The organism is Chryseobacterium sp. OSA05B (assembly GCF_019970065.1).
In the GTDB taxonomy this organism is placed as follows: domain Bacteria; phylum Bacteroidota; class Bacteroidia; order Flavobacteriales; family Weeksellaceae; genus Chryseobacterium.
The window spans coordinates 655,631-679,023 of record NZ_JAHXYH010000001.1; the positions used below are offsets into that span (position 1 = coordinate 655,631).

The 23,393-nt window shown below is 38.0% G+C and carries 21 protein-coding genes and 1 tRNA gene; 10 read left to right on the forward strand and 12 right to left on the reverse strand.

What is annotated here, in order from left to right:
• The first annotated feature begins 67 nt into the window (after window positions 1-67).
• Window positions 68-140, forward strand: a tRNA-Phe gene (locus LC419_RS02900).
• A gap of 49 nt (window positions 141-189) precedes the next feature.
• Here LC419_RS02900 and LC419_RS02905 read toward each other — a convergent pair.
• The 3 genes from LC419_RS02905 to LC419_RS02915 form a co-directional block, all read right to left on the reverse strand.
• Window positions 190-858, reverse strand: coding sequence for a hypothetical protein (locus tag LC419_RS02905; RefSeq protein WP_223605935.1), 669 nt, complete (start codon window positions 856-858; stop codon window positions 190-192).
• 10 nt (window positions 859-868) lie between these two features.
• The gene (locus LC419_RS02910; RefSeq protein WP_223605936.1) at window positions 869-1,888 is read right to left on the reverse strand and encodes an alpha/beta fold hydrolase; all 1,020 of its coding nucleotides are present in this window, start codon (window positions 1,886-1,888) and stop codon (window positions 869-871) included.
• 157 nt (window positions 1,889-2,045) lie between these two features.
• Window positions 2,046-3,167: an AraC family transcriptional regulator gene (locus LC419_RS02915; protein ID WP_223605937.1), complete on the reverse strand. Its 1,122-nt coding sequence runs from the start codon at window positions 3,165-3,167 to the stop codon at window positions 2,046-2,048.
• Window positions 3,168-3,612: 445 nt separating this feature from the next.
• Between LC419_RS02915 and LC419_RS02920 the strand changes: the two genes are divergently transcribed.
• From LC419_RS02920 to LC419_RS02940, 5 genes are all read left to right on the forward strand, one after another.
• Window positions 3,613-4,197: a Crp/Fnr family transcriptional regulator gene (locus tag LC419_RS02920; protein WP_223605938.1), complete on the forward strand. Its 585-nt coding sequence runs from the start codon at window positions 3,613-3,615 to the stop codon at window positions 4,195-4,197.
• Between the two features lie 66 nt (window positions 4,198-4,263).
• Window positions 4,264-4,959 (forward strand): alpha/beta hydrolase, encoded by a 696-nt coding sequence (locus LC419_RS02925; RefSeq protein WP_223605939.1) that lies wholly within the window; start codon window positions 4,264-4,266, stop codon window positions 4,957-4,959.
• 172 nt (window positions 4,960-5,131) lie between these two features.
• Window positions 5,132-6,307, forward strand: coding sequence for a thioredoxin fold domain-containing protein (locus LC419_RS02930; protein WP_223605940.1), 1,176 nt, complete (start codon window positions 5,132-5,134; stop codon window positions 6,305-6,307).
• Complete coding sequence (locus tag LC419_RS02935) at window positions 6,307-6,930, forward strand: DUF3575 domain-containing protein (RefSeq protein ID WP_223605941.1); 624 nt, start codon at window positions 6,307-6,309, stop codon at window positions 6,928-6,930. The genes LC419_RS02930 and LC419_RS02935 overlap by 1 nt, the downstream gene beginning before the upstream one ends.
• Window positions 6,931-6,934: 4 nt before the next feature.
• A complete protein-coding gene (locus LC419_RS02940; protein WP_223605942.1) occupies window positions 6,935-7,141 on the forward strand; it encodes a hypothetical protein in 207 nt (68 codons plus the stop codon).
• A 105-nt stretch (window positions 7,142-7,246) separates the two neighbouring features.
• Here LC419_RS02940 and LC419_RS02945 read toward each other — a convergent pair whose 3' ends face one another.
• The gene (locus LC419_RS02945) at window positions 7,247-8,443 is read right to left on the reverse strand and encodes an exo-beta-N-acetylmuramidase NamZ domain-containing protein (protein ID WP_223605943.1); all 1,197 of its coding nucleotides are present in this window, start codon (window positions 8,441-8,443) and stop codon (window positions 7,247-7,249) included.
• Window positions 8,444-8,447: 4 nt separating this feature from the next.
• On the opposite strand from LC419_RS02945, the gene LC419_RS02950 reads away from it, so the two are divergent.
• Window positions 8,448-9,677 carry an FtsX-like permease family protein gene (locus LC419_RS02950; RefSeq protein WP_223605944.1) on the forward strand — a complete coding sequence of 410 codons (1,230 nt, stop codon included), beginning with the start codon at window positions 8,448-8,450 and terminating at the stop codon, window positions 9,675-9,677.
• Window positions 9,678-9,918: 241 nt separating this feature from the next.
• Entirely contained in the window at window positions 9,919-10,902 is a 984-nt protein-coding gene (locus tag LC419_RS02955) for a PLP-dependent cysteine synthase family protein (protein ID WP_034728797.1), read from the forward strand.
• A gap of 62 nt (window positions 10,903-10,964) precedes the next feature.
• On the opposite strand, the gene LC419_RS02960 is transcribed toward LC419_RS02955, so the two are convergent.
• The 3 genes from LC419_RS02960 to LC419_RS02970 are packed head-to-tail and all read right to left on the reverse strand — an operon-like array spanning window position 10,965 to window position 12,760.
• Window positions 10,965-11,492 carry a hypothetical protein gene (locus LC419_RS02960; RefSeq protein ID WP_223605945.1) on the reverse strand — a complete coding sequence of 176 codons (528 nt, stop codon included), beginning with the start codon at window positions 11,490-11,492 and terminating at the stop codon, window positions 10,965-10,967.
• Between the two features lie 44 nt (window positions 11,493-11,536).
• On the reverse strand, window positions 11,537-11,839 hold the full coding sequence (locus LC419_RS02965; protein WP_223605946.1) for a chaperone modulator CbpM: 303 nt from the start codon (window positions 11,837-11,839) through the stop codon (window positions 11,537-11,539).
• Between the two features lie 3 nt (window positions 11,840-11,842).
• Window positions 11,843-12,760, reverse strand: a complete 918-nt coding sequence (locus LC419_RS02970; protein WP_223605947.1) for a DnaJ C-terminal domain-containing protein — start codon at window positions 12,758-12,760, stop codon at window positions 11,843-11,845.
• Between the two features lie 93 nt (window positions 12,761-12,853).
• Here LC419_RS02970 and LC419_RS02975 point away from each other — a divergent pair, with 93 nt between their 5' ends.
• Window positions 12,854-14,053: a dicarboxylate/amino acid:cation symporter gene (locus tag LC419_RS02975; RefSeq protein WP_223605948.1), complete on the forward strand. Its 1,200-nt coding sequence runs from the start codon at window positions 12,854-12,856 to the stop codon at window positions 14,051-14,053.
• Between the two features lie 113 nt (window positions 14,054-14,166).
• Here LC419_RS02975 and LC419_RS02980 read toward each other — a convergent pair whose 3' ends face one another.
• From LC419_RS02980 to LC419_RS02990, 3 genes are all read right to left on the reverse strand, one after another.
• Window positions 14,167-14,550 (reverse strand): DUF779 domain-containing protein, encoded by a 384-nt coding sequence (locus LC419_RS02980; RefSeq protein ID WP_034728787.1) that lies wholly within the window; start codon window positions 14,548-14,550, stop codon window positions 14,167-14,169.
• A gap of 364 nt (window positions 14,551-14,914) precedes the next feature.
• Window positions 14,915-15,949, reverse strand: coding sequence for an alcohol dehydrogenase AdhP (gene adhP, locus LC419_RS02985; RefSeq protein ID WP_034728785.1), 1,035 nt, complete (start codon window positions 15,947-15,949; stop codon window positions 14,915-14,917).
• 328 nt (window positions 15,950-16,277) lie between these two features.
• On the reverse strand, window positions 16,278-17,807 hold the full coding sequence (locus tag LC419_RS02990; RefSeq protein ID WP_223605949.1) for an aldehyde dehydrogenase family protein: 1,530 nt from the start codon (window positions 17,805-17,807) through the stop codon (window positions 16,278-16,280).
• A 180-nt stretch (window positions 17,808-17,987) separates the two neighbouring features.
• On the opposite strand from LC419_RS02990, the gene LC419_RS02995 reads away from it, so the two are divergent.
• A complete protein-coding gene (locus LC419_RS02995) occupies window positions 17,988-18,914 on the forward strand; it encodes an AraC family transcriptional regulator (protein ID WP_223605950.1) in 927 nt (308 codons plus the stop codon).
• Between the two features lie 62 nt (window positions 18,915-18,976).
• Here LC419_RS02995 and LC419_RS03000 read toward each other — a convergent pair whose 3' ends face one another.
• Window positions 18,977-20,401, reverse strand: coding sequence for a RagB/SusD family nutrient uptake outer membrane protein (locus tag LC419_RS03000; RefSeq protein WP_223605951.1), 1,425 nt, complete (start codon window positions 20,399-20,401; stop codon window positions 18,977-18,979).
• Between the two features lie 16 nt (window positions 20,402-20,417).
• Window positions 20,418-23,267, reverse strand: a complete 2,850-nt coding sequence (locus LC419_RS03005; protein WP_223605952.1) for a SusC/RagA family TonB-linked outer membrane protein — start codon at window positions 23,265-23,267, stop codon at window positions 20,418-20,420.
• Window positions 23,268-23,393: the final 126 nt, after the last annotated feature.

The following is a 23,393-nucleotide window of genomic DNA, read 5'->3' on the forward strand; positions in this document are numbered from 1 at the left end:
ATAAAAAAAGTTGCGCGGTATTGGAAAATATTATACTTTTGCACCCACGTTAAACAACGAAACAATTGGTTTCTTAGCTCAGTTGGTAGAGCAATGGATTGAAAATCCATGTGTCCCTGGTTCGATTCCTGGAGAAACCACAAACCGCCTTATTAAAGGCGGTTTTTTTATGTCCTTACCCCAACGTTTCTACAATTTATAATTGTATCCGATCTGAACGTAAAAAGGAAGCAAAGGCTTGGTTTTAAAATCCTGAGAAACCATATTTCCGAATTTTAAATAAATATCCTGATTTCCGAAAGAATATCCGCCCTGAGCACCATAGTAAAAATTCCCACCTGTTGCCGGTTCATACCATCCGTTTTTAACCTCAGGATATATTTCTTTGTAATGTTCGGAATGTTTAAAGTGCGTAACGATCGCTTTATCAAATCCTACTTCCACTCCGCCAAACCATTTGGGTCTGTAATATCCTACGACACCCGCCATGTCAAGCCCGAAATTCATTATGGCCGCATTTTCATTTTCAAATCGCCTGAAAACTCCCTGAACTCTGGTGGAAAACTGGAAACCATGAACCTTGATCCATCTTACATTGGCTCCGGCCTTTGCTTTATAATCATCCAATAGTGTACTCCCCGAAGGAATGGAAAATTCAGCACCGACCGTCATCGGAAACAATTTACTGTTCAATTTATAAGCATAACCTACGCCAAAAACCACTCCGTACTCAGCACCAATGTTAGCATTAAGGATATGTTTTTCTTTCCCCGTATTACCCCAATTGATAACCTGCGCATTCACCGTATTAAGCATCAGTCCCAGAAACAGGGCCGTTTTATATATTATATTCTTCATTTGTATTGTATTAAAGACCGTTCATCAGGTTAATTATTTTCGGTTTCGTCTGATTGTTCCAGGCAGTAGAATTAGTAACAATCCCGTCATGACCTACTCCTGATACTTTGACAACAGAAGGATTGTGGTAGCTTGCCGTAATCTTTTGAGCCCAGGAATCCGGATAGGCTTTATTTCGTTCACTGTAAAAGAATAAGACAGGTCCATTGTAATTCTGAATTCCTTGGGAAAAATCAATATTGTACTGTTCACCGATATCAAAAAGGGCATCCATAATCACAGCACCGCTTCTCCAGCTCATACTGGAATCAAAATCTCCTTCCCCTGTAATATCATTTTTGGAAGCAAGCATCGACATTTTATAGTCTAAGACCTCATGTTGGTCTTCTTTCCCTGAAATAAACTGATCCATATAAGCAGCATCATTAAGAATCTCACTCCAAAGCTTGAATGATCTGGATTCTTTCACGTAATCTTCAATATCATTCCACTTAAGTCCGCCGGGCTCGCATACAATCAGCCCCTGAATATCATCCGGATATTTTCCAGCATATCCGGAAGCCAGTATTGCTCCCCATGAATGCCCAAACAGAACTACTTTTTGTCCCGGCGTTTTGCGGTAATGAGCAATAATAGCATGCAATTCATTATAGATCAGATCCATGGCTCCGGCACCAAGTGAGGTATAGGATTTCTTGGAAAACCGCTGGGAAAGCCCCGAACCTCTCTGATCATAAAACACTACACGGAAACCTTCCGCTGCGAGATCTTTTCCATTGAGAAGATAGCGGTAATCTCCTCCAGGCCCGCCGTGAAGCGCGATAACAATCGTACCGTTTTCGGGACCGAAAGCCTCAGAATGAAGCATGGCCCCGTTGGCATATATTGAGGGCAGTGAAGAATCCTGATCCACTGTTTTGGGAACCAGATTTCCCGGCCCGTCAATGGTGCGTCCATCGGTGCAGGAAAATAATAAAGTAAAAATGGTGAAGGTTGCCAGAACGGCATTCCTTTTCTTAAAAGCTGTCATACTTTAGGGTTTAAAATTATGATGCAAAGATTCATCATTCCCTACAGCCAATCGCCCCAACAGGAAAGTTGAGACATCTTAAAACAACTATATAAGATTTTGATTTAAAACCACTTATGAAACATGAAACCTTTCCCCTGAAAGTTGAAACCTGAGATCATGGAGTTTTCTGATACTCACTGGGAGTCACTCCCGTATATTTTTTAAAATTACGGTTGAAAGATGTTTTGGAATTAAACCCGCATTCAAAAGCGATGGAAAGCAATGTATACTGCCTGCTTTCAGGTTGTGAAATCCTGTTTAAGAATTCCTCTATCCTTTTTTCATTGATGAGTTCATAGAAGTTTTTCTCCTCTTTAGAATTGATGACCTGTGAAAGATAATTCGGATGTGCATTCAGCATTGCTGCAAGCTCATTCAATGTAAGATTGGGATTGACAAATGGCTTTTCATCATTGAGAAGATTCATTAACCTTAAATGGATATCATCAATGTTTTCTTCCGTTAACGTAGATTTCTGATATTTCTTTTCAGCTAAAACAAGCGGTTCTTGTTCATTTTTATTTTCAGAAATAAGGTCTGCATTTTCAGTATTGGCTGCTAAAACAGATGTCGGCTGATTAAACACCTGAACCTGCTTGATCCCAAAATACCCCAGCCACAGGATAAATATGGTTACTGCCCCATAAATAACATTTACCTGCTCAGTAAAAAGAACGAGCCCCCAGATCACTGCAATCCAAATAATAAGATACAGCAGCCAGTTAAAATTGATTTTCTCCGTGTTGGAAAACTGCTGAACCATATTTTTTCTGAAACGATACAGAGCCGAGAACGAAAGAATGACATATACAATCCCTGAAAAATAAATGGAATATAATTTCAGAAACATTTCCGTCTCATATTCTCTTCCGTGATGTCTGAATATTTCCACCCTTTCTTCAAATGGAGCCATGTAAAATGAAAGAAACAAAAGATTACAAACTACCAATGGCACAAAATGCAGCAGGTATTTCCACGAAAACAGCTTAGGAGAAGTCTGTCTTTTGATATACAGGTATAAAAACGGACCATACACCAAGGGAAGTGAAAATCCAAAAAAGATAAACGACGGATAGAGTGTATACTGATTTGTGAGAAGCATATAATGCCCTGCCAAATTGAGTCCGATTGCCAAAAGCCATGCTGACAGCAGAAAATCTGCAGTATTTTTATTTCTTTTGGTGATTAAAAGAAAAGCTAAAAAAAAGGCTAGAAAAACTCCGGACAGGAAAAGCATAGGAAAGCTTCAGTATTTTATTAAGTGAAATATGATTAATAGTGTCACGGCAAAAATAGATATAATTTTAAAGCAAATTCATTCACAAGACATTTTAATGTGAAAAGTCAATTTTGCTTCGCAATTCAATAGTCAATGATGGACGGCTAGTAAAATTAACCAGTGACGATTTACGATTTACAATATACTTTAATGTGAAAAGTCAATTTTGCTTCGCAAGTCAATTGTCAATGATGAGCGGTAGTAAAATTCACCATTGACTATTCACTATTCACCATTGAAAACTACACATTAGCCCATTACTTGTTACGAAAACCAATGTTTTATTTTCTATTAATTTATACATTACATCCTGATTTTTGTTTAGTTTTTAATAATTTAGTTCTGAAGTATGTTAGTTTTTATTAAAATCATTAAGCATACCATTGACCCATGCACATACAATATGAAAAATATTCTTAACGAGTATTCTAAATATGGACCTTTGTTTCTGGTAGACGAAGAGCACTATGAAGAATTCTGCAGCCACCTCCGGGAAACAGTTTATAAAAAATCTGATTTTTTTCTTAAAGAAGGTGAAGAATGCCAGTACTTAGGTTTTTTGAAAACCGGATTTATGAGAACTTTTTACATTAATGAAGGTGGCGAAGATGTGAACTTCAATTTTCATTTCGACAATTATTTCTTCACGGATTATGAAAGCATCCTTTGTCATACCAAATCCAAAATGAATATTAAAGCAGTTAAGGATTCAGAAGTTCTGTTACTGCATAAAGATGATCTTCAGAAACTTTATAAAAAGGATGTGTATTGGCAGGAATTCGGAAGAAAAATGACAGAAGTAATTTACCTGAATGCGAAAAAAAGAATCGAAGAACTACTCTATTATTCTCCTGAAAGAAGATACAACAACTTATTGACTGAGAATCCAAGAATCTTTCAATTGGTAGCCCAGAAACATATCGCAAGCTATCTCGGAGTAAAACCACAGTCATTAAGCAGAATCCGGAACAGAACTTTAAAACGTTAACTAAAGTGAACATTTTTTAGAAAGTATACTTCTAAATTTGTGGTACAAAATGTAAAGAATAAAAATATGGAAAACAAAAATGTAACAATTATTTTAGTTCACGGAGCCTGGGGAGACGGATCTCACTGGAGACACATTATTGAAAATCTTCACAGCGAAGGCTATAAAGTACGCAGTGTTCAGAATCCATTGACTTCTATGGATGACGACATTCAGAAAACAAAAGACCTGATCGATTTACAGGAAGGAAAAGTTCTGTTGGTAGGACATTCTTACGGTGGAGCCGTTATTTCAGGAGCCGGACATCATGATAAAGTAGTGGGGTTGGTTTATATTGCTGCTTTTGCCCCGGATAAAGGAGAAAGCTTAGGCGGTATTTTCGGACGCAGAGAACAGCCTTCCGGAGGAGCTAATATCATTCCTGATGAAAAAGGATTTTTATGGATTAAATATGACAAATTCCATGAGAGTTTTGCTCAGGACCTGAATCCTGAAGACTCTGTGGTGATGTCTTTATCTCAAAAACCAATTCACGGAAGTATCTTCGCTGCTGAAGCCGGAGAACCAGCATGGAAAACAAAACCAAGCTGGTACCAGGTTTCTGACAATGACAGAATGATCCCGCCTGCTACGGAAAAGGAAATGGCAGAAAGGATGAATCCTAAGAAAATCATCCATCTGGATGCCAGTCATGCTTCATTGGCTACGCATCCGAAAGAAATCACAGAACTAATAAAGGAAGCTGTAGAAGCTGTTTCATAATCCGCTATTGATCTTAAAAATAATAAAAAGCAATAAACAGGTTTCGGCCTGTTTATTTTATTTTAAGAAAATCACGGCTGTCTTAAAATTCGTTAATATAGAGCCTTCCGGCATAAAATCGTCGTCTATATTTTGGAAAATAACTATCTTCGCCTACAAATCTAATTTGAAAATGAAGAAGATCATCTCCGGAGTATTGGCGTTCTGTTCTGTCGTTATCATGGCTCAGGAAGCTATACAATTTCAGGAATTACCGTTCAAAGACGTTATAGCAAAGGCAAAAAAAGAAAAAAAACTGGTTTTTGTCGATGCTTACACGACCTGGTGTGGACCATGCAAGATGATGGAGAAGAACGTGTTTACTAAAAAATCTGTCGGGGATTATTTCAATGCGAATTTTGTGAATGCCAGATTCGATATGGAAAAAGGGGAAGGAAGAGAAATCGCTGCCAAATACGGAGTGCGCTCCTATCCTACTTACCTGTTCCTGAATGGTGAAGGTGAGATTGTTTCCCAAAACACCGGGTATATGGAGGAAAGTATGTTTGTCACTATGGCTCAGGATATCAATTCGCCAGGAAATAAAAAAGGTTCTTTAAAAGAACGTTTTGCCAAAGGAGAAAAAGATCCGGAATTCCTTACCAATATTATGAAGCTGAACTCTTCTTCGGATTATGATTTTGCCAAAAAAGCTTCCGAGCGTTATTTTGAAAACAAAAAGAAAACGGAAGAAATTTCGAAAGAAGAAATCGGTCTTCTTTTATTTTTTGTAAAGTCTACAGAAGACAAAAACTACAGCACCTTTACCTCCAGAAAAGCGGATATCATCAAATATCTGCCTGAAGAAACCTATAACGAATTTGATAATCAACTTAAGCTTTCAAAAATCGTAGAGCAATCTATTGATGATAAAAATAAGAGAATCAACGATGAGTATTTCATGAAAACGGCCGAGCCATTAGTAGGAAAACAAATCGCTCAATCTAAACTAAACCAGACGAAACTCAGTTACTACGAGCAAAATGCCAATTTCCCCGAATTTGAAAAAGCAGCGTTAGAATATTACAAAAATTCCGATGCATTCGAGCCTAATGAGCTGCTGAGAGCGGCATGGGTATTCGGTGATCACATCAAAAATCCTGCATCATTAAAGAAAGCCTCAGAATGGGCTGAAAAATCAGTGATGCGCGGTGAAACACCGGAAAACACTTATATTCTTGCCAAGCTTTATTTTCTGACAGGAAACAAGGAAATGGCCCAAAACTATGCTGAAATGTCCAGAAATATGGCTACTCAGACAGGTAAAGACTCCAAACTCGCAGAAGAATTACTGAAACAAATAAAATAATGCTGAAACACAAATTTCTTACGACATCTATCGCACTCCTTTCTGTAGTAGCTCTTACCGCTCAGGAACAAGAACAGGAAAAAAGTCTGTACATTAAAGGAAATGCTCTTTTGGCTCCGATTGGAGTAATTAATGTAGGTGTGGAAAAACAATTAACATCAAAGATCACCCTGCAAGGTGACGTTCTGGTTTCACCATGGAAATCTTTCGCGGGACATGAAATGCAGTACTACTCGCTTTCTGCTGAAGGGAGATATTATTTCAATCATGCATTCAAAGGTTTTTACCTTGGTGCAAACATAGCAGTATCTGCTTTCAATGCTCAAAAATGGAGCTATTGGTCTGACGATCCTATAATAGACGACCGTGGAAAAACTTTCATCACCTCCAATCTATATCAAAAAGGATATTCTTTCATATTAGGTATCACCGGAGGTTACCAATTTAGATTGTCGGACCGCCTGAACATGGATATCTATGCTACAGTAGGTTCTTCTCAGGATTTCTATAAAGGATATGACCGTTCCACAGGTGATCGCTATGATTATGCACAAAAGTTCAACAAAAGTGGAGAATTCATTCCATATAGAGGCGGTGTGATGATCTCTTATAAACTAAAATAACAGCATGAAACTGCTCGGAAAAAATCATATTATCATTTCAGTGATCACTTTTGTGATCCTTTTTTCAATGAACTATATCGGAAACGATCTGCCCGATAAGCTTGAAAGAGCCTTAATGACAGCTTTTGCCGGAGTTATAGGATTATCTCTTGGGCTTTTCATTCTAAATAAGGGTAAGAACGATAAGAATCCTCCGCAGAATTTTGACTGATAAAAAAGTGAATTGTTAAATGTGAATTTGGCTTCGCCAGTGAATTTTTACAATCTCTAGATTCATGATTGGCCGGCGAAATCAAATTGACTATGACTTTCAAAATTACTCCTGATACATCACATACTTCGTACGAATCTTTTCAAATTTTTCCAAATCGCTTTTCCATGAAGATTTGATTTCCTGGATTGATTTTCCGGCGACAATCTGTTTTCTGAACTCATCAGTCCCGGCCAGCTTATCAAAGAACAGGTTCTCAAGAAAGAATCCCTGTTGTGGATTTTTATAGCTTTTATAAGATTTAATCAACCAGTCAAGATTCAATTCTCTCAGATCTTTTGAATAGGCTGAAAGATCTTCGCCGTAACATAACTTCCCGTTCAGGAAAGGATCTTTAGCTCCAAAATTCGGTTTTGGTGTAAACTGATAAGGTAATCCCTGTGTCCATGGAGATCCGTAGATCTGAAACGGAAGATTGGTTCCTCTTCCCACAGAAACCTGAGTTCCCTCAAAGAAGCATAAGCTTGGATACAAATTGATCGATTTATCGTTGGGCAGATTGGGAGAAGGTTTATCTAAGATCGGATAACGCTGTTTTTTGTGGTAATTTTTCATAGGAATCAGGGTATATTTAGCCTGAACTCCATTTTTCAGCCACTTTTCGCCATTCACCATTTTCCCGTACTCACCTATTGTTAATCCATAGACTACAGGAACTTCATGCATTCCTACAAAACTTGACCATTTCTTCTTTAAAACCGGTCCGTCTGTGTAGCCATCATGTGGATTCGGGCGATCCAGCACCATTATCTCAACATTATTTTCGGCTCCGGCTTCCATTAAATAAGCTAAAGTCGAAATATAAGTATAGAATCTTACCCCCACATCCTGAATATCGAAAACCACAATATCAATCCCTTTTAACTGTTCAGGTTTTGGCTTCTTATTGTTTCCATACAGAGAAATAATCGGGATTCCTGTTTTGGTATCCACTCCGTTTTTCACTTTTTCGCCGGCATCAGCATCTCCTCTGAAACCATGCTCCGGAGCGAATATCGCTTTGATTTTAATATTGTTTTTCACTAAAAAATCTACGACGTGGTCTTTATCACTCATCAGCCCGGTTTGATTCGTTACCACACCGATCGTTTTATTTTTTAGCAGGGGCAGATAAAGTTCGGATTGGTCCGCTCCGGTTTTAAAATCCGGTTTTACTTGAACCTGAGAATAATATTGGTTGAATACTCCTAAAAAAATTAGGCAAATCAGAAGTAAATTTTTAATTTTGAAATCTAAATTCATAAGCTTGAAATTTCCTTTATATTTCTCTAGAAAAATAGCGTTTTCCAAAGATAACAAAAATAACCTTTCAAGAGTTATCATCTTCATCGGCAGGCTTTCTGTAGCTTTGGGGATCATTGTTTCTCTGATTACGGTATCTACGGGCTTCGGTTCAAAGAAAGCCATCAAAGAGAGACTGGCAGATTTCAGCGGACATATTACGATTCGGTCTACCAGATCCAATTCTTCATACAACACCTCAGTTCTTGACAATCAGGGATTAAATATTCAAAAGATCAAAGAACTTCCCGATGTAGAAAGTGTTCAGAAATATGCTACGGTAACCGGAATTATGCGTAATGAACACAATTTTTCAGGCATAATATTCAAAGGAATCGGAAAGGATTTTGACAGCCTGAGATTCAAAAAATTCCTTGTAGCCGGAACGACTCCAAAAGTAACGGAGAAAGGATTTAACAATGATGTGACGGTTTCACAGAAGATCGCCAATGATCTTCATCTTAAAGTGAATGACAGCATTGTAACCGTATTTTCAAAAGCTGACCAAAAACCGATCTACCGTAAATTCAGAATTATCGGGATTTATAAAACGGATATCAAAATGATTGATGAACAGTTCGTTATCGGCGGAATCAATCATGTTCGAAAAATTCAGGAAATGAAGCCGGACGAAATAGGCGGCATCGATATATTCTTTAAAAACGTCAATGATATAGACAAAGATTTTCCGGACATTGAAAAACTGATCGGCTATAAAAACTACGCTGAAAAAGCGACAGAAAAATTCCCGCAAATCAATGACTGGATCAGTATCTTCGACACCAATATCGCCCTGATTATCATTATTATGCTGATCGTTGTGGTGATTAATATTATTATGGTTCTTCTGATTCTGATCATTGAAAGAACGAATTCAATCGGACTTCTAAAGACTCTTGGAGCCAGCAATTCACAGATAAGAGCGACTTTCATCAATTATACCCTGATCATCATGATCCCGGGACTTCTGTATGGAAATGCCATTGGTCTGGGTCTTATCTTACTTCAGAAGTTCTTCGGTATTATTAAACTGAATCCTGAAAATTACTACGTAAGTACCGTTCCGGTGGATTTAAATCCGGTTGCCATCATTTCTATTTCAGTAGGAATTCTTATTATTTCAGGTTTGGCTTTGATTATTCCAAGTTACCTGATCAGTAAGATCTCTCCGGTGAAAGCGATTAAGTATAACTAAAGGAAATGGCAAGTTCTGAAAGGTCAATGGTCAATTGCGAATAGTCAATGACTAATAACAGTGATTAATTTTATTGCAGTTGAAAATTCACTATTGACTTTTCGTCATTCACAATAATATGCAAAGGCATTTTTTAATAAAATTCACCATTAACCTTTCATCATTGACTTTATAAATCATAATCTTTAAATTACGCAGCTAAATTTTAAAGCATTATCTTTGCACCGCTTATAAAACATTTATGAAATACGCAAAAAATATTCTTGAAACGATAGGGAATACGCCTCTTGTAAAACTTAACAAAGTATTAGGAGAAGACTTTCCTGCATTGGTTTTAGCAAAAGTAGAGACATTCAATCCAGGAAATTCTGTAAAGGACAGAATGGCTCTTAAAATGATAGAAGATGCCGAAAAAGACGGCAGATTAAAGCCAGGAGGTACCATTATTGAGGGAACTTCAGGAAATACAGGAATGGGACTGGCGCTTGCAGCCATCATCAAAGGCTACAAATGTATCTTTGTAACCAATTCCAAGCAGTCTAAGGAGAAATGTGATATCCTTCGTGCTGTAGGAGCGGAAGTTATTGTCTGTCCTACTGACGTGAAGCCTACCGATCCGCGTTCTTATTATTCAGTGTCTAAAAGACTGGCTAAGGAAACGGAAAACGGATGGTATGTGAACCAATATGACAACTTATCCAACAGAACTGCCCACTATGAATCTACAGCTCCTGAAATCTGGGAACAGACGGAAGGAAAGCTTACCCATTTTGTGGCAGGTGCCGGAACAGGGGGTACAGTGACAGGTTGTGGTACATTCTTCAAAGAGAAAAATCCAAATATTAAAGTAATCGGTGTTGATACCTACGGTTCTATTCTGAAGGAATTCCACGAAACAGGTGAACTTCATTATGATCATGCTTATACGTACATTACGGAAGGAATCGGGGAAGATATTATTCCTGAGAACTACGATATGTCTGTCATTGATCATTTCGAGAAGGTCACTGATAAAGACGGTGCTGTCTATGCAAGAAAACTGGCTAAGGAAGAAGGAATTTTCTGTGGCTATTCTGCAGGAAGTGCAATTGCTTCTCTGATCCAGATGAAAGACCAGTTCACAAAAGATGATGTGATCGTAGTCCTTTTCCATGACCACGGTTCAAGATATGTAGGAAAAGTCTACAATGATGAATGGATGAAAGAAATGGGTTGGTTAGATTAATCAAAACCAGGAAGGTGAATCCTTTATATAAATAGAAAATCAGAGCAAATGCTCTGATTTTTTTATGATTTGATCTTTTTCTTTGCTACCTGTTTGAGTGTATCATAATCTGCTTTACTCATGGATTTCATTGGGAACATATAATTGAACTTTCCTTCTAAAGAAAGAAATTCATCATTGACATCAAAGTACTTAAAATCTTCCCATTTACTCATTTCTTCCTGATGATTGAGATTAACATTAAAAATCTCATCATTAAATCTGATCTCATAAATTTCAGAATCTTCCAGAGATTTTAAATATCTGTTCACCTCTTTTTTCCAACGGGAAACTTTGTTGATGCTCAAAGAAAGATACACCGTACACAGCAGAAATAAAAAGCTTACAAAATATAGGATTCCAAATTTTTCTTTGCTTAAATCATCTTTAAAAAAGAATAAAATCAATAGAATTAATCCTACAACGGCAGTAGTAACGGTTTTTCCTTGGGTCGTCTGTGAAAAAAATAAACTTCCCTGGTTACCACTGAAATAAATTTCTTCAAAATCCTTTCTGTTTACATGTAATTTAATGACTTTCTCTCCATTCATTTTTTAGAAATATTTAGTTTGTTTTAAAGATGTACAAAACTAAATTAAATATCTTCATATTGATCATTTATTGCAGAAAGTTTATTCATCAGATCACGGTTTCTCCGTTTTAAATCCTCCATTTTACGAAGCATATCACTGATGACTTCCAACCCGGGAAGATTGATTTCCAGGTCGTAATACCAGTTGGTAAACCTTTCGAAAACGGGCAGATCTTCATATAATAAATACCGGATTTCATTCTCTGTTTCCACGTTCAGTAAACCAACATCCACCAGTTCATCAAAAAAAGTGATCTCTATATTATAGATTTTTACGAGTTCCTCTCGCGATATTCTTTCACTCATGGCTTAGGAATTTTTAAGTTGTTCAAAAAGTTCTTTCTGCTTGTCTGTAAGATCAGTTGGCAGTTTCACCTCATAGGTCACGAAAAGATCTCCTGAATGACCTTCTTTTTTATACACCGGAAAACCTTTTCCTTTTAGTCTTACCGTTGTCCCGTTCTGGGTTTCAGGTTTTACTTTAAGATTAACACTTCCATCCAGTGTATTCACTTTTACGTCGCCTCCCAAAAGAGCGGTATACAAATCAATGGACACTTTGGTTTTCAAATCATCCCCGATTCTTTCAAAATTGGGATCTACCGGAATATTGAATGTGATGTATAGATCCCCGTTTGGGCCTCCATTAAATCCGGGGCTTCCATGGCCTTTCAGTTTGATTTGCTGACCATCGTAAACACCTGCAGGAATTGTAATTCTCACTTTCTTCCCATTGATATCAAAAGTCTGCGGATGAGTCCGTGCAGCATCTTTTAAGTTTAAATTCAGTTCAGCATTCACATCCTGTCCTTTGAATTTCCCGGAAGAACTTCCTCTTGAAGTTTTCCCAAAGCCACTACCTGCACCGCCAAACATACTCTGGAAAAAATCTGAAAAATCTTCCCCTTCACCGAAATCAGCACCGGAAAATCCGCCACTGCCTCCATAATTCTGCTGCTGGTACTGCCTTTGCTGTTGCTGAGCCTTTTCATATTCTTCACCATGTTTCCAATTCTCTCCGTATTTATCGTACTTGGCACGGTTTTCCGGATTGCTGAGAACTTCGTTGGCTTCATTCAGCTCTTTAAATTTCTTTTCGGATTCTTTGTCGTCCGGATTGAGATCAGGATGCAGTTTTCTCGCCATTTTTCGGTAAGCTTTTTTGATGTCATCCTGGGTTGCGCTTTTATCTACGCCTAAAATTTTATAGTAATCTATATAAGCCATAGAAATGGGGTTTACTCAAATTTATGAAATTTACACCTGAAGATTGTATAAAACAATGTTAAAAATAAACCTATCTTTGATAAAAAGCGATACATGAAAGAAGTACTGAACAACTACTCAGGAATTATACTTTTACTTTTAGGAATTGTTGCAGGAAGCATTATAGGCATTACTGCACCGGGTATTGTGGAATATATTAAACCACTGGGAGATATTTTCCTTAACCTTCTTTTCGTGAGTGTAGTACCGTTGGTATTTTTTGCTGTTTCCAATTCTATCGCATCTCTGGAACAACAGTCTAAGTTTGGAAAAATCATCCTTGTGATGTCCTTCACTTTTCTGTTTTTTATTTTAACGGCGGCAGTTTTTACGATTTGTGCGGTTTATGTATTTCCTGTTTCGGGAGTTTCCGGGAGTTCGGAAATGATTTCTGAAGCCGCCAGTGAAGACAGTTGGGGCAACAGAATCGTAAGTTTCTTCACCGTTGGAGAATTCACCCAGCTTTTTTCAAGACAAAATATGCTGGCTCTGCTGATCTTCGCTTTTATGACCGGATTTGCAGCCCGAAAGTCCGGAGAAAAAGGCCAGCCGTTCAGGCTTTTTATCGCTTCCGGATATGAGGTGATGAAGGAGCTTCTTTTATTGATCATGAAACTGGCGCCTATTGGTCTTGGAGCTTATTTTGCTTACCAGGTGGCCACACTGGGGCCTCAGCTTTTTGGATTTTATGCTAAACCGTTAGGACTTTATTATATTGCGGGAATCGTTTATTTCTTTGTCTTCTTTTCGCTGTACGCTTTTATGGCAAACGGACAAAAGGGGATCAAAAGTTTCTGGAAAAACGCAGTTTATCCTACTCTGACTGCCCTGAGCACATGTAGCAGCTTTGCCACAATGCCGGCGAATCTTCAGGCTGCCTCGAAGATCGGCATTCCGAATTCTATTGCGAACTTGGTAATCCCTATCGGAACCACGCTTCATAAGAATGGATCTTCCATGTCCTCTATTATCAAGATCTATGTTGCTTTTCTGATTATTGGAAAAGACTTTTTTGATCCGGCTAATTTACTGCTTGCCTTAGGAATCACAGTATTTGTAAGCATTGTAGCCGGTGGAATTCCAAACGGTGGCTATATTGGTGAGATGCTGATGATCTCGGTATATAAATTACCACAGGAAGCTATTCCGGCAGTGATGATCATTGGAACATTGGTGGATCCGTTAGCAACCGTTCTGAATGCTGTAGGAGATATAGTGGCGGCGATGTTTGTGAACCGGTTTGTGAAGGTGTGATGGAGAGAACACAGAACAAAGAATAAAGAGACATTTTTTTCCGGGTTCTTTTTCACTGTTATGTTTAAGCTTTCACAAGCTATCATATCAAAGAATATCAGACTATACCCATTTTATTCACTGCGTTTTACGGGTTCCAGGTTTTCATATTCTTCTTTGGTGAAAAGTCTGTAGTTGACTTTGAATGTTTTGCCTAAAGGGGTTTCCAGAGAAAATCCTCCCGGTCCGAAACCATCTGTTACATCCAATGTGAAGTGAGAATATTTCCAGTATTCGAATAAATCACGGTCTATCCAGAATTCATGGCCGTTGATAGTTCCAATCATAGCATCATTCATCCGGGGGAAAAATCCGCCTTTCTCGAAGCATTGCGGTTGGGTCCCTTCGCAGCATCCGCCTGCCTGGTAAAACATCAATGCTCCGTATTTATCTTCCAGTTGATAAATGACATCAAGTGCTTTTTCTGTTGCTGATAGTCTGGATATTGTGGTTTCCATTTTTTTCTTTTAATTAAACAGGTTTATTTGTATTAAGATACGAAGATTTTGATTAATTTTTTCTCTATAGCCTTCATTTTTTATAATTGCAAAGGCACTAAAGTTTTTTATCTTCATTCAGTTTTATGGGGAAAAGATTTTATCTCCGATTAAAATTGTATACTGCTGTTATGCTGATAAATGCAGCTTGTGCCTTCGCGCTGAAGAAATTCATAAGTTTTGTCTTCACGCAGATCACACAAATGACGCCGATTTTTCCTTGCTACCGAATGAATATTTAGATAGTGCATGTTTTCATAAACACTGTAACATCAGGAAGAAAAAAGCCCGGCAAATGATTTCGCCGGGTACATTAACTCATTATTTAATTTGAGCCGGCAATATCCAGGACGATTCTGCCGTCTATCTGTCCTTTCTTCATTTTATCAAAAACATCATTGATATCTTCCAGTTTTGCAGAGGTTACCGTTGCTTTTACAAGGCCTTCATTGGCGAAATCCAGCGCTTCCTGAAGATCTTTTCTTGTGCCGACAATAGATCCTCTCACGGTTATTCTCTTTAGTACGGTTTCAAATATAGGGAGTTCAAAAGAACCGGGTGGAAGTCCGTTGAGCGCAATGGTTCCTTTTCTTCTCAGCACATCTATTCCCTGTTTGAAGGCAATTGGGGAAACGGCTGTGATCAGGGCACCGTGCATTCCACCGACTTCTTTATGTAAATATTGTCCGGGATCTGTGGTTTTTGCATTAACTACAAGATCTGCTCCTAATTTCTTCGCCAGCTCCAGTTTGTCATCCGCTACATCAATAGCCGCCACATGCATTCCCATCGCTTTGGCATACTGAACAGCCACGTGCCCCAATCCTCCTATTCCGGAAATGGCTACCCATTCTCCGGGTTTTGTTTCGGTTTCTTTCAACCCTTTATAAACGGTTACTCCCGCGCATAAAATAGGGGCAATCTCTAAAAAGTTGACATCAGATTTTAAATGTCCTACATATCTTGAATCCGCAATAACGTATTCTGCAAATCCTCCATCTACACTGTAACCTCCATTTTTCTGAGCTTCACACAATGTTTCCCAACCGGTAATACAGTAATCACAGCATCCGCAGGCACTATACAGCCACGGAACTCCTACAGCATCTCCTTCCTTAACCTGTGCTTCGGGTCCGCAGGCGACTACGATTCCTACTCCTTCATGTCCGGGAATCAGGGGCATTTTGGGTTTTGCCGGCCAGTCGCCATCTACAGCATGTAAATCTGTATGGCAAACTCCACAGGCGATTACCTTGACCAATACTTCATATCTTCCGGGTACTTTTACCGGAACTTCTTCTATTTTCAGGGGTTGCCCGTAGCCCTGAACTACAGCAGCTTTCATTGTTTTTGGAATCATATTTTTTGAGTTTATTTGGTTATTTGGAGTCAATTGTCAATGGTGAATTGTAAATTTTACTATCAGTCGATTCATTGACTATTGACTTGCGTAGCAAAATTGACTTTTCACATTTAACTTTACTGTCTGTCACGGTAACAGAATTCCTGCTTACCCGAAATATTTCAGATAAGGAAGTCTATTTTCTGCGTGAGGGATAGGAAGGGCGGCGAGGAACGAGCCGGTGCGGAATGAAATGGAGCACCGAAACGAAGTGAAGCCCTGGAATAGCCCGACCGTTTTGCCCCGGCTCCGCCGGGGCAAACGGGCACGCCCTAATATTTAAAAATTAAAAGAAACCTAATTTATTTTTGTTGTAGGAGATCAGCATATTTTTAGTCTGACGGTAATGGTCAAGCATCATTTTGTGATTTTCTCTACCGATTCCCGACTGCTTATATCCTCCGAAAGGAGCTCCTGCCGGATACGAATGGTACTGATTCACCCAAACTCTTCCCGCCTGAATCTGACGCGGAACATTGTACAACTGGTGGGCATCTCTTGTCCAGACTCCGGCACCAAGTCCGTAGATGGTATCATTGGCGATTTTTACAGCTTCTTCCTCATCTTTGAAAGTCGTGAATGCCAATACAGGTCCGAAGATCTCTTCCTGGAAAATTCTCATTCTGTTATTACCTTTGAAAATAGTCGGCTGAATATAGAATCCGTCCTCAAGGTTTTCCCCTACATTGTTGATGTCTCCGCCTACAAGAACCTCTGCTCCTTCTTCTTTTCCAAGCTGGATGTAGGAAAGGATTTTATCTTTCTGGATCTGGGAAGCCTGAGCACCCATCATCACGGTCTTATCCAATGGATTTCCTACTTTGATGGCTTTTACTCTTTCGATTACTTTTTCAATGAAGGCATCTGCAATATCTTCCTGAACCAACAGTCTTGAAGGACACGTACAAATTTCTCCCTGATTAAGGGCAAAAAGTACAGCCCCTTCAATTGCTTTATCCAGGAATGCATCATCTGCATCCATTACTGAGCTGAAGAAAACGTTTGGAGATTTTCCACCCAGCTCAAGGGTTACCGGAATGATGTTTTCTGTAGCGTACTGCATGACAAGACGTCCTGTAGCTGTAGAACCTGTGAATGCGGCCTTTGATACTTTAGGATTAGTTACCAAAGCTCTTCCCAGTTCTGCTCCGAAGCCATTAACGATATTAATAACACCAGCAGGTAACAGATCTCCGATGATCTCCATTAAAACCATAATAGAAACCGGCGTACTTTCTGCAGGTTTCAGTACTACGCAATTTCCTGCCGCTAAAGCCGGAGCCAGCTTCCATACTGCCATTAAGATCGGGAAATTCCAAGGGATGATCTGCGCGATTACACCCAGTGGTTCGTGAACGATCAGGGAAACGGTATCTTTATCAAGTTCGTTGTGAGAACCTTCTTCCGCACGTACTACAGAAGCAAAGTATCTGAAATGGTCTATGGCAAGAGGTAAATCGGCAGCTAATGTTTCTCTTACAGCCTTTCCGTTATCGATGGTTTCAACGATGGCAAGGTGCTCAAGATTTTGCTCTATCCTGTCTGCAATTTTATTCAGTATGATGCTTCTTTCTGTAGAAGACGTATTTTTCCAGGTTTGGAATGCTTTGTCTGCAGCATTGACTGCCAATTCCAAATCTTCTTTGGATGAATGGGCTACCTGGGTGAAATTTTTCCCGTTAACCGGTGAAACTACATTGAAATACTGTCCGTTAACCGGAGGTGTAAATTTACCGTCAATATAATTATCATATTTGTTTTTGAATTCAGGCCACTGGAATGCGGTCTCTGATTTCGGTTCTGTAATTGTGCTCATATTAATGTAATTTTAATTTTTTCGTAATGCCAATTTACATTTACCCATGAAAAACGGATAGCACAATCGTATAAAAAAACATCACAATAGTGCAGATGTTCAATTTTATAGTTTTATTAACAACAGTGTAGGGCTAAAATTTATATATTTGAGTGATTGGGTTTTACAAAATGTTTAGAAATGAATAACGATAATAAATTTTTATTGAATACTCCTGAATTGAAGAAGGAGAGCCAATTATTGAACCTTGTTGAAAACCAGACAAAATTCAATCTAAACAACTGTGAGTTCAGCATATACGAAACTCATAAAGCCGCTTTCGGTGTCAAACTTCACTTTGAAAATATTGCGTTCACGGCTATGCTGAGAGGCAAAAAACACATGAAACTGGATAATAAAACGAATTATTTTGATTATTTTCCTGGTGAAAGTGTTCTGGTAGCACCCGGTGAAACTATGGTCATCGATTTTCCTGAAGCAGATGAGGCTCCTACCCAATGTATTTCTTTAAGCCTTAATCCTGAATTTATAGAGGATTCTCTTAATTATTTAAATTACACCCTTCCTAAAGTGGACGAAACTTCACAATGGAATATCCAGTTGGATGAATTTTTTCTCTTTAATAATCAGTCCTTAACTTCTGCAACCAACAACATTATGAGAATTGCTATGGATGATAATTCCCAAAAGGATATCATGGCAGATTTCGCTTTAAAAGAACTCCTGATCAGGCTTATGCAAACCCAGGCAAGAAGTATGGTGGAAAAGAATATTGCTAAGAATAAATCCAGAATAGGTTTTGCGGTAGATTATATCAGAAAGAACCTTCATCAGAAATTGTCTATTGACAGTATGGCAAAACTAGCTTACGTCAGCAAGTCTAATTTCTTTAAAATGTTCAAAGACGAATTGGGAACTTCCCCTAATGATTTTATCCTGCAGGAAAGAATCAATAGGGCAAAAGAATTATTAGCAACGCAGAATAGTATTAAGGAAACTGCCTATCAAACTGGTTTTTCGGATACGAATTATTTTACGAGGGTGTTTAAGCAACTGGTGGGTGTGACTCCGAAGAGTTATCAGACAAGCGTCATTTTTTCTAAATAATCTCCTATAATAGAAAACAAAAGCCCTGCTGTGCAGGGCTTTTATTAATTTATTGATATTTTTTAGTATCCGGGGAATTGTTTAATATTAGGATTACTTAAAATTTCTCCTAATGGGATAGGAAATGCTTTAAACTGATATTTAGATGAATTTAATGCAACTCCAGTCTGCGAATTAGTAAATCCTATACCATTTCTTTTAAGATCACGATATCTGAAACCTTCTAAAAATAATTCAACATTCTTTTGAAACAAGATCTCTTCCAGTAAATTCTGTCCTGTCCCTGTAAAAGTGTATCCCGGCACTCTGTACGTTGAAACATAAGCGTTAAGCTTAGCCAGAGCTGAAGTAGGATTTGTATAGTACAATGCTTCCAATTGATTGAATACAGCTTCAGATTCTCTCATTAAGATAACATCCGTCGCAGGAGTCTTATATTTAGCAACATCAACAGGTTTAGGATTGTCAGGAAAAGCAGATATTGCTGGTGAACCTACACTTGTTAAAGTAAACCAACTATTCTTTCTGACATCTGTATTGGGAAGCTTATTATAAAAAGCTCTAGTTGCAAAATTTTGTCTATACCTTCCTCCTGAATACCAAGTTGCTGTAATACCATCATTAGCTCCCGGAAGATCTTTATCATTAAACTCAAGCTTAAAAATAGTTTCACTTCCTCCTTCCACTGTAGCATCAAATATCGTTGGAGCCTGCGTAGCAGTGGCAATGTCTGAGAAATTACTGTTTAATATTTTCTGAGAATAAGTATCAGCTTGAGAATAATTCTTAATTGCTAAATAATATCTGCTAAACAACATATCTACAGCCGAATTGTTTATTTGTCTTTTATTGGTATTCAAAATTTTTCCTTCTGCAGCCGTAAGATCAGATAGAATCTGATTATAAACCTGAGCAACTGTAGACCTTGAAAGTCTTGAATTTACATCCAAAACCAAAGGAAGTGGAACACCCATATCCTGATTTCCATTCCCCGAAATTTCAGAAAAATGAGTAATAAGATCGTAAAAAGCCATTGCTCTGATAGCATGTGCTTGTGCAAAAAGACTGCCTGGAGTTTCGGATGTAGTAATGTCATCCTGAATTTTTCCTTCATAGCTCAATACGAAGTTTGCATTGGCAATGATACTATACAGGCCAGTCCATAAGGTAACAAAACCTGTCTGCTGTGGTACATAATATGATAAATCAGTCTGACGGGTACCCGCAAATCTATTTGAGTTTCTTAAACTGACAAAACTGTTATCTGCCAAAAGTTCATTCAGGGTAGGAATCATCGCTCCATAAGAATCCGTACTTTGTAGTGAATGATGTAATCCGAGGATGGCAACAGCAAGGTTTTTTTCATTGGTAATACCCTCTTTTAGTTCTACATCAACTTGTGGTTTTTCTTCTAAAAATTCATTACTGCAAGAAGTGGCTGAAACAATTATTAACAATGATTTTATAATATATTTTATGTTTTTCATTTTTTTCTTAATTAAATTAAAAATCTATACTAATTCCCAGCATGTACTGTCTAAGATTGGGTTGTGTTTGATCATAAACACCTAAATTAGAAGCAGTGTAGGTAAATGCATTTGAGTTGGATTCCGGATCGAAGTAAAGATTTTTATCAAATGCATAAGTGAACAAATTAACTCCTCTTGCATATACATAAATACCTTTAACCCTATCTATTTTTAAAACATCCTTTGTAAATCTGTATCCAAATTCAATATTTCTTAACCGGATATGGTCTCCATCAAACAAGTACCTTGTAGAAGCTGAATTGGCATTTTTGTTTCCACCGTACACATATTTTGGCTGAGAGGCGTTGGGATTATCAGGTGTCCATGAATCATGTAAAGCCGAGGATAATTGATTGAGATAGCCATACTGGCCACTGGAATCATAAACGAATGCCCATCTGTCAAATACTGAATAATTTCCCTGATAATTAATCAGGAATGATAATTTAAAATTTTTATAGTTCAATTCATTATACCAACTTCCAATATGGGTAGGAAGTGCATGCTTACCGGTAAAAGAAAGTTTGGCTAAACCGGAATTATTGGTCGTAGCAGTTTTTGAATCATCAGTATACCATAAAGGATCTCCATTTTTGGGATCAACGCCTGCCCAGAGTCTTGTGTAAAATTCAGTTGGATTATGACCTGGAAAAAAGGCTTTAAAACCTTCAATAGAAGTTGGATTAGCTTCTCCATTCAAGCTTTTAATTTTGCTGTCATTATAAGCATAATTAAATCTCGTATTCCAATTGAGCCCCTCACTATTTCCAACTTTAAATCCTAGAGTAGCTTCCAGTCCTTTTGAATAAGAATCTGCGATATTTTTTGTGATAGATGTAAAACCGGTAGATGGAGGATTGGGTACACTAAAAATTTGATCCGTATTATTATTTTTATATACCTCTACAGTACCATATATTAAGCCGTTTTTACCAAATGTAAAATCTAAACCTATATTAGATTTATCAGATTTCTCCCAATATAAACCATCAATCGGAGCCACATTAGAAACGTATCCTGCGTTGGAAGAGATATAGGCAGCTCTGTAAGAATACTGATCATATTTTGCGTAGGGACCAACAGCCTGGTTCCCATTTTCGCCATAGCTGGCTCTAAGTTTTAAGCTTTTAAAAAAGCCGGGAAGAATATTGGCTTTACCAAAATCGAAGCTTAGTCCTGCCCCCCAAAAATTACCGTTATACCCTGTAAACCCGGAATAACCATCTCTTCTGAAAGACCCGGTAAATGTCAAAAATTTATTGAATGTATAGGAAGCTCTAGTCACATAGCCTACTAAACTTCTAAAATCAGCAGATCCTCCGGCTCCGGTTGGGTTCGCGCCCACATCAGCATATTTTAATCTTGTCCCGGCGGGAAATCCCTGTTTGGAAAGAGAATTATATTCCCGTTCAGTTCTTGTGGCTTCAAGACCGACCGAAATAGAGACATCATGTTTATCTGCAAAAACTTTGTTATAATGCACAAAATTATACCAGTTCCAAGTTAGATAATTATTGAATTGTCTTGCAAGATATCCGTTCCCGTTCGTATCACCGTCAAATGTTCCGTCTCCAAAATCAGGATTCCAGTAAACCAGTTCATTTCCTGATGTATAATCCAATCCAAAATTAGAAGTGTATCTAAAATGAGGAAGAAACTGATAATCACTTCCAATACTTGTAATAACTTTATTAAAAGTACCTTTTTCTAAATTTTCATTCTGAATTCCAATAGGATTAAATTCTTCATTAATGTAATAAAGCTTAGTATTATAAGTTCCGTTTGCATTATAAAATGACTGGGTAGGTGATAGTAGTCTACCTGTAAATACAGGGTTACTAAATGAAGAACCATCTGTTGCACCCGTCTGAACTGATCTTGATAAATTAACAGACATATTCATCTTTAATTTATCACTTGCTTTCCAATCCGCCCTTAAAGCCGCATTATACCTGTCAAATTTAGAATCCCTGGAGACTCCTTCCTGCTGGAGATATCCTAATGATGCGAAAATCAAAAGATTTTCAACTCCCCCACTGTAATTAAAATTATATCTGCTGAATGCAGGATTTGCTCTTCTTACCGCGCGATTCCAATCATAATCTGAAACACCATCCCAGTTATATTCGGATTTTGCTAAATTATAGCCGTTTTGAAGCGTAGAAGCTTGTCCGGCGTTAAATAAACTGAGTCCAAATAATTTTGTTGACTCCTCTGCATTAAGCATTTTAAATTTTTCAAAAGCTACCTCACCTGATCCTATTTCACTGGTGAAATTAAGATCCGATCGTCCTTTTTTACCCGTTTTGGTAGTTATCACAATAACTCCATTTGCTCCTCTCGAACCGTAAACAGCAGTGGCTACCCCATCTTTTAATACTTCAATATTTTCAATATCTGCCGGATTAATTAGTGATAATGAGTTTTGTGACGTAAGCAGCCCTGAGACATCTCCTGAAGGAATAGGAACTCCATCTAAAATATACAAAGGATTATTCCCGGATGTTAATGAGCCAAGTCCTCTAATCAGCGTAATACTATTTGCCCCTGGCTGCCCGCTACTTGCTGTGGACATCAACCCTGCAACCTGTCCTTGTAATGCATTTTCTATAGAAATTGCTGAAGGCCTAACGAGTTTATCTGCTCCGATCTTAACACTTGATCCCGTAACCTGTTCAGCGGTCTGTCTGAATCCATAAGATCCAGTCAATACCACCTCATCAATCTCTCCCCGAATGGTGTCATTCTTCGCTTTCTGCGCAGACACAGCATGTCCTATAAAGAACAAAACTCCTGCACTTAACACACGTAATTTTACATTCATGTTTTTAATTTTAGCATTTAGAAAGCAAATATGTTAATAAAGCTTAACAATGTCAAAATTTAAAATACTGAAATACAAATAGATACGGCGTATTAATTTAATTAAAAGACAAGTAAAAGGAGTTTT